Consider the following 6,526-nt stretch of genomic DNA (forward strand, 5'->3'; position numbering starts at 1 on the left):
GAGCGGGGGCATAAGGGGCTCGCTGTTCCTGGGGGTGGCTGACCTGGGGGCTTCTGCGGCTTCGGGGTGCGGGCGGCCGGTCCGCGGGTCAGTCGGCGGCGGTGCGCACCAGCGGGTTCGCTTGGACCGAGTTGCGTACGGTGAACACCACCGAGTCCGGTTTGTAGCGGTCGTCCGACGTCTCGACCGGGCGGCCGTCCGGGGTGGTCGTCGTGCGGCGTACGCGCAGGAGCGGAGCGCCGCGTCGTACGGCCAGTTCGCGGGCGTCCGTGGTGCCCGCGGCGACCGCGTCCAGGTGGTGTTCGCCGTGGCTCATGACCACGCCCGCCTCCTCGTACAGGCTCTGGGTGACCGACTCGCAGTCGTCCGGCAGGCGTTCGACGGCCGCCACGACCCATCCGGCGTAGACCGTGCGTTCCAGGAGCGCCGGTTCGCCGTCCAGGGTGCGTACGCGCAGGACGTGCAGGACCGGGTCGCCGGGGGCGAGGTGGAGCTGGGCGGCCTCGGTCTCGGTGGCCTTTGCGTGGCGGGAGCCGAGGACGCGGCCGCCGGGGGTGCGGCCGCCCGCCCGGGCCCACTGGGCGAAGCTGCGCAGTTCGGTGAAGCTCTGGCTGGGCGTGGTGGACAGGACGGTCCGGCGGGCGCCCTGCCGGGATCCGATCAGGCCCTCCGACTGGAGCGTGCCGAAGGCCTGCCGGAGGGTGCCCCTGGACACCCCGTGGGCCAGGGCGAGTTCGGACTCGGACGGCAGCTCGGAGCCCACGGGGTAGGTGCCGTCGGCGATGGCGCGGCGCAGTTCCTCGGCGATCTGCTGGTGCCGTCGGGTCACTTCTCTCCTAGAGGCTTCGAGGCGGCGCGGGGGCGGGGGGGGCCAGGGGCGATCATGTCATCCGCGTGAGGGGTTCCGCATCTCCGTAGCTGCGCACAATCGGACTTCCTCCCGAAGAGAGAGAACCCTGCGCCTTACCAATTTGGAGAAAGGTAAACCTACGTCTTCATAGCGCTTCTGACCTGCACTTTTTCCTAACCTAAGTCTTTACCTGCCCGCCACCTGGCTGCTAGCTTCGGCTGGCTTACTGATGATGGCTTGTCCATACAGGTGGCTCGCCTAAGACCCAGGAGTACGCATCGTGAAGGCACACCATCCCCGCCGCGTTCTGACCGCCGCGGCCCTCGCCGGCCTCACCGCCCTGGTGGCCACCGGCTGTGGCTCCGCACCCGACAACGCCGGTGCGCAGAACAGCAAGGCCGCGAAGGCGGAGTCGGCCGCGGACCTCGGCGGTATGGAGAAGCTCGTCGCGGCGGCGGAGAAGGAGGGCAAGCTCAACGTCTACGCCCTCGCGCCGGACTGGGCCAACTACGGCGAGATGATCGCGGCCTTCGAGAAGAAGTACGCCATCGAGGTCAACAACGAGGACCCGGGCGGCAGCAGCCAGGGCGCGCTGAACGCGGCGGCCAAGCGCAAGGGCCAGGCCCGCGCGGTCGACGCGCTGGACCTCGGCACCTCGTACATGCAGGACGCCAAGAAGCAGGGCCTGCTCGCCCCGTACCGGGTCGAGGGCTGGGACGGCATCCCGGACACGCAGAAGCAGCCGGACGCCTCCTTCATGAACAACTACGGCGGCTTCATATCCATCGGCTGTGACGCCAAGGCCGTGAAGGACTGCCCGGAGACGTTCAAGGACCTGCTCAAGCCCGAGTACCGGAACAAGGTCGCGCTCAACGGCGACCCGACCGAGTCCAGCTCCGCGCTGGCCGCGGTCGTCGCCGCGTCGCTCGCCAACGGGGGCTCCCTGGACGACGCGCAGAAGGGGCTCGACTTCTTCCAGGAGCTGAAGAAGAAGGGCAACTTCGTCCCCGCGAAGTCCACGCTCGCCACCATCCAGCAGGGCGAGACGCCGATCTCGATCGACTGGGACTACCTCAACCTGGGGTACGGCAAGAAGCTGGAGCCCAAGGGCGTCGACTGGCAGGTCGTGGTGCCCGCCGACGGTCTGTACTCGCGCTACTACAACCAGGGCGTCAACAAGCACGCCCCGCACCCGGCCGCCGCCCGTCTGTGGCTGGAGTTCGTCTACAGCCCCGAGGGCCAGAACATCTGGCTGAAGGGTTTCTCGCGTCCGGCGCTCCTGGAGGCGATGAAGAAGGACGGCACCGCCGACAAGGCCGCCGTCGCCCTGATCCCCGAGGTCGACGGCACTCCGCAGGCGCCGACCGTGGACCAGGAGGCGAAGGCCAAGGAGACGGTCGTCCAGGGCTGGGGCAAGGCGGTCAGCTGACCATGCCCGAACAGACCGCACTTCCCGCCCCCGCCGCGGGCTCCGTGCCCGTGGCGGGCGCGGCCCCCCCCCCCGCGCCCCCCCCCGCCGCCCCCCCCCGCGGGCCCCCCCCCCCCCGCCGCCCCCCCCCCCGGGGGGGGGGCGCGCCCGGGGGGGGGGGGGGCCGGCCCCCGGCCCGCCGTCCCGCCGCGCCGCGACGGGCGGCCCCCGCCGCAGCGCGCGGCGGCACCGGTGGCCCGTCGTCGTCCCGTTCTTCGCGTTTCTCGCCGTGTGCTTCGGGCTGCCCGCAGGGACCATGGTGTACGGGGCGTTCACCGTCGTCGACTCCGCCACCGGGGACGGCCGGTTCTCCACGGAGAACGTCAGCGGGTCGCTCTCCGGGGCGTACGCGACCGGGCTCACCGGCAGCGTCGAACTCTCCCTCGTCACGGCCCTGCTGGCCACAGTGATCGGCACTCTGATCGCCCAGGCCGTCGTCAGCTCCCCGCGCCCCGGGCTGCGGGGCGTCGTCGTCTCGGCCGGCGGGGTGCTCGCCAACTTCTCCGGTGCGCCGCTCGCCTTCGCCTTCATCGCGACGCTCGGCACGACCGGCACGGTCACCCAGCTGTTCCACCTGGACCGGACGGGCTTCAGCCTCTACAGCTTCACCGGACTGGTGCTGGCCTACCTCTACTTCATGGTCCCGCTGATGGTGGTGACCGTCCTGCCCGCGCTCGACGGCCTGCGCTCCCAGTGGCAGGAGGCCGCCGCGTCCTGCGGGGCGACCCGCGGGCAGTACTGGCGGCACGTCGGCATCCCGGTGCTGACCCCGTCGCTGCTCGGCGGGGCGGTGCTGATGTTCGGCACCGCGTTCGCCTCGCACGCCACCGCCGCCGTGATGGTCGGCTCCTCGCAGCCGCTGATCACCATCCAGATCGCCAACGCCCTCAACGGCAACGTCCTGGTGGGCCAGGAGAACCTGGCCCTCGCCATGAGCCTCAACATGGTCGTGATCGCGCTGCTCGTGATGGCCGTACAGATCCCGTTGCAGCGCAGGAGCACCCGATGGCTCGGATGAAGTTCACCTCGCGGGCCGTCGTCCTGCCGCTCGCCGCGCTGTATTTCCTGGTGCCCATCGGGGCCTCGATCTGGTTCAGCGTCAACGAGGTCGAGGGCATCAGCTTCGACGCGTACACCCAGGGGCTCGGCACCGAGGGGCTGACCACCAGCCTGATGCTCTCGGTACGGTTGGGCCTGGCCACCATCGTCTGCGGACTGCTCCTGATGGTGCCGACCCTGGTCGCGGTCACGCTCTATCTGCCCGGGCTGCGCCGGACCGTCGAGATCCTGTGCATGATGCCGCTGGTCGTGCCGCCGATCGCGTTGGTCGCGGGTGTCACGACGGTGCTGTCCTGGGAACAGGACCTGGCCGACACGCCCTTCTACATGACCTTCCAGATGCTGCGGGACGAGAACTTCCCGCTGGTCCTGGTCCTCGTCTACACGGTCATGTCCCTGCCGTTCCTGTACCGCTCGCTGGACGCCGGGCTGCGCGCCGTCGACCTGCGCACGCTCGTCGAGGCCGCCCGCTCGCTCGGTGCGTCCCGGCTCCAGACCCTGTGGCAGGTGATCGTGCCGAACCTGCGGACCGCCGTGGTGGGCGGCGCCGTGCTCAGCCTGGCCATGGTGCTCGGCGAGTACACCGTGGCCTCCGTGCTCTCCTACCGCCCGTTCTCCGTCTGGATGGTGGAGATCAAGGACTCCGAGGCGCAGCTCTCGGTGGCCGCCGCGATGCTCAGCCTGCTGATCACCTGGGGGCTGCTGCTCCTGCTCACCACCCTGGCCGGGGGCCGCAGCCGCCGCCGTACGAGCAGGGACTCCGTCCGCGAGAACCGCGAGAACCGGGACCACGAGAACCGGGACCGCGAGAACCGAAAGAAGACCGTGTCATGACCGTCCCCGTGCAACTCCAACAACTGCGCCGGAAGTTCGCCTCCACGGTCGCGCTCGACGGACTCGACCTGGACATCGCCCCCGGCGAGCTGGTCGCCCTGCTCGGCCCGTCCGGCTGCGGCAAGACCACCGCGCTGCGCATCATCGCGGGCTTCGAGACCGCGGATGGCGGCGAACTGCTGATGGACGGCGAGGACGTCACCTCGGTCCCGGCCCACCGCCGGGACATCGGCATGGTCTTCCAGTCGTACAGCCTGTTCCCGAACATGACGGCCGCCGAGAACATCGCGTACGGCCTGCGGGTACGCGGCCGGGGTGCCGCCGAACGCAAGCAGCGGGCGGCCGAGTTGCTGGAGCTGGTCGGCCTGCCCGGCCGCGAGGGCGACTACCCGCACCAGCTCTCCGGCGGCCAGCAGCAGCGCGTCGCCCTCGCCCGCGCCCTGGCCGTCCGGCCCAAGGTGCTGCTCCTCGACGAGCCGCTGTCCGCCCTGGACGCCAAGGTGCGGCTCAGCCTCCGCGAGGAGATCCGGCGCATCCAGCTCGACCTCGGCATCACCACCGTCTTCGTCACCCACGACCAGGAGGAGGCGCTGTCCATGGCGGACCGCGTCGCCGTGATGAAGGACGGGCGGCTCGAACAGTGCGCCGCGCCCGGCGAGCTGTACGACCGCCCGGCCACGCCGTTCGTCGCCGAGTTCGTCGGGACCATGAACCGGCTGCCGGGCACCGTCCGGGACGGCGGGGTCGTCGAGCTGTTCGGGCGGCGGCTGCCCATCCACGGCGAGACTCCCGCCGCCGGCGCCGAGGTCGACGTCCTGCTGCGCCCCGAGGGGCTGGCGGTCGGCACGGCCGACGACGCGGCGGGCACCCCCGCGACCGTACGGGTGGCGACCTTCCTCGGTCCCACCACCCGGCTGCACCTCACCACCGACTCCGGGGCCGCGTGCAAGGCCGACCTGCCCAGCTGGGAGGCGACCGCGCTGGTCCCGGGAGCACGCTGCACGATCACCCCGCACGAGAACCCCGTGCTCGTCGCCGAGCGAGCCGGTGCCCCGTCCCTCAAGGTGTAAGTGAAGGAGTGAGCAACCAGTGAGTGCCAAGCGCCGTATTGTCCTGCCCCCCACCGGAGCGGCCGTCGCCCTCGCCGCGACCGCGGCCGTCGCGGTCGCCGGTCCCGTGGCCGGGTCCGACGAGGCCGCGAAGCCGGTGCGCCCGACCGCCGCGAGCGAGCTGCGCGTCATGACGCTGAACCTCTGGCACGGCGGTGCCAAGGTCGACGACGGTCTGGCCAAGCAGCTCGCCGTCATCAAGAAGCACCGGCCCGACGTGGTCGGCCTCCAGGAGACCTCCGGGCACTCCGCGCGGGAGATCGCGGAGGAGCTGGGCTGGGACCACTGGCAGTCCGACGCGGACCTCGGCATCATCAGCCGTTTCCCGTTCAGCTCCGAGGTCGAGACCAGCCAGGCCGCCGCCGGTGTCCGCATCCGGATCGACGAGGCCACCGGCCAGGAGGTCGAGCTCTGGACGGCGCACCTCGGCTACGACCCGTACGGTCCGTACGACGCCTGCTTCGACAAGATGCCGGTCGAGGAGATCTTCCGGCGGGAGGCGGAGTCCGGCCGCACCCCGCAGGCCGAGGCCATCGCCAAGGACCTCGCGCCGAAGATCGCCGCCGCCGACGAGACGCCGGTGCTGCTGGTCGGCGACTTCAACACGCCCTCGCACCTGGACTGGACCGAGGCGACCAAGGACAGCCACTGCGGTTACGGCCAGGTGGACTGGCCCGTCACCAAGACCTTCGAGGCCGCCGGTCTGAAGGACTCCTTCCGGGAGGCCAACCCGGACCCGGCGGCGGTGCCCGGCAACACCTGGTCGCCGGTCTACCCGAAGCACGAGGGCTCCACGGGGGCCGACGAGCCGCAGGACCGGATCGACTTCATCGACTACGCGGGCGGCAAGCTGACGGTGAAGGACTCGGTGTCCTTCGTCGAGGGCGACCCGAAGCCGGTCCCGGACCAGGCGGGCAACGCGTGGCCGACGGACCACGCGGCGGTGCTGACGACGTTCACGGTGGGCTGACGCCGGGAGCCCGAGGCAGGGGCCCGGGACCGTACGCCGGTCCCGGGCCCTCCTTCTCACTGCGTGCGGTGGACCTTCGTGTTGGAGGCCTGGGCGCGGGGCCGGACCACCAGGAGGTCGATGTTGACGTGGGGGGGGGGGGGGGGGGCCCCCCCCCCCCGGGGGGCCCCCCCCGCCGCCGGGCGGGGGGGGGGGGCCCCCCCCGGGCCCCGGGGGGGGCGGGGCGGGGGGGGCGC

General features: G+C 71.7%; 6 protein-coding genes. 5 read left to right on the forward strand and 1 reads right to left on the reverse strand.

Annotation, left to right across the window (positions count from 1 at the left end):
• Positions 1-88 precede the first annotated feature (88 nt).
• A complete protein-coding gene (locus JS521_RS01195; protein WP_205080833.1) occupies positions 89-829 on the reverse strand; it encodes a GntR family transcriptional regulator in 741 nt (246 codons plus the stop codon).
• A gap of 301 nt (positions 830-1,130) precedes the next feature.
• On the opposite strand from JS521_RS01195, the gene JS521_RS01200 reads away from it, so the two are divergent.
• From JS521_RS01200 to JS521_RS01220, 5 genes are all read left to right on the forward strand, one after another.
• Positions 1,131-2,279, forward strand: a complete 1,149-nt coding sequence (locus JS521_RS01200; RefSeq protein ID WP_205080834.1) for an extracellular solute-binding protein — start codon at positions 1,131-1,133, stop codon at positions 2,277-2,279.
• 295 nt (positions 2,280-2,574) lie between these two features.
• Complete coding sequence (locus JS521_RS01205) at positions 2,575-3,336, forward strand: ABC transporter permease (RefSeq protein ID WP_372448542.1); 762 nt, start codon at positions 2,575-2,577, stop codon at positions 3,334-3,336.
• Complete coding sequence (locus JS521_RS01210; protein ID WP_205080897.1) at positions 3,333-4,211, forward strand: ABC transporter permease; 879 nt, start codon at positions 3,333-3,335, stop codon at positions 4,209-4,211. Before JS521_RS01205 ends, JS521_RS01210 begins: the two co-directional genes overlap by 4 nt.
• Positions 4,208-5,281: an ABC transporter ATP-binding protein gene (locus JS521_RS01215; protein ID WP_205080835.1), complete on the forward strand. Its 1,074-nt coding sequence runs from the start codon at positions 4,208-4,210 to the stop codon at positions 5,279-5,281. The genes JS521_RS01210 and JS521_RS01215 overlap by 4 nt, the downstream gene beginning before the upstream one ends.
• 19 nt (positions 5,282-5,300) lie before the next feature.
• A complete protein-coding gene (locus JS521_RS01220; protein WP_205080836.1) occupies positions 5,301-6,290 on the forward strand; it encodes an endonuclease/exonuclease/phosphatase family protein in 990 nt (329 codons plus the stop codon).
• Positions 6,291-6,526: the final 236 nt, after the last annotated feature.

It is taken from the genome of Streptomyces durocortorensis (assembly GCF_016901035.1).
In the GTDB taxonomy this organism is placed as follows: Bacteria; Actinomycetota; Actinomycetes; order Streptomycetales; family Streptomycetaceae; genus Streptomyces; species Streptomyces durocortorensis.

Coding starts and splice junctions, on each gene's coding strand:
- JS521_RS01205 (WP_372448542.1), top strand. CDS start 2,575: ATGGTGTACGGGGCGTTCACCGTCGTCGACTCCGCCACCGGGGACGGC.
- JS521_RS01215 (WP_205080835.1), top strand. CDS start 4,208: ATGACCGTCCCCGTGCAACTCCAACAACTGCGCCGGAAGTTCGCCTCC.
- JS521_RS01210 (WP_205080897.1), top strand. CDS start 3,333: ATGAAGTTCACCTCGCGGGCCGTCGTCCTGCCGCTCGCCGCGCTGTAT.